This is a genomic window from Methylobacterium sp. CCH7-A2 (assembly GCF_001557075.1).
Taxonomy (GTDB): Bacteria; Pseudomonadota; Alphaproteobacteria; order Rhizobiales; family Beijerinckiaceae; genus Allobosea; species Allobosea massiliensis.
Genome location: NZ_LSKN01000165.1, coordinates 1 through 243, shown reverse-complemented (window position 1 = coordinate 243; position 243 = coordinate 1). Strand labels below are relative to the sequence as shown.

Annotated in this window: 1 pseudogene; it reads right to left on the bottom strand. The window is 73.7% G+C overall.

What is annotated here, in order from left to right:
* Positions 1 to 243, bottom strand: a pseudogene (locus tag AX750_RS26505) (sulfite reductase subunit alpha); the annotation flags it as partial.

Here is a 243-nt window from a genome sequence, read left to right as displayed (position 1 = left end):
CCTCGCCCGCCGCTAGCCGCCTCGCCTTGACGCGGGTCTCGCCGCCGGTGACGTAGGAGATGAGCTGGAACAGGGCGTCGGGCGCGGGGCCGAGTGCACGCTGTGCGATCAGCGCCTCCCGCAACGGGACGCCGCCGACATCGGCGTCGGGCCGCGCGCCGAGCAGCGCGATGACGGCGTCGGCCAGCCGCGGATCGTTCTGCGCGATGACGCCGAAGGCGTCCCCCACCACATAATCGAGCC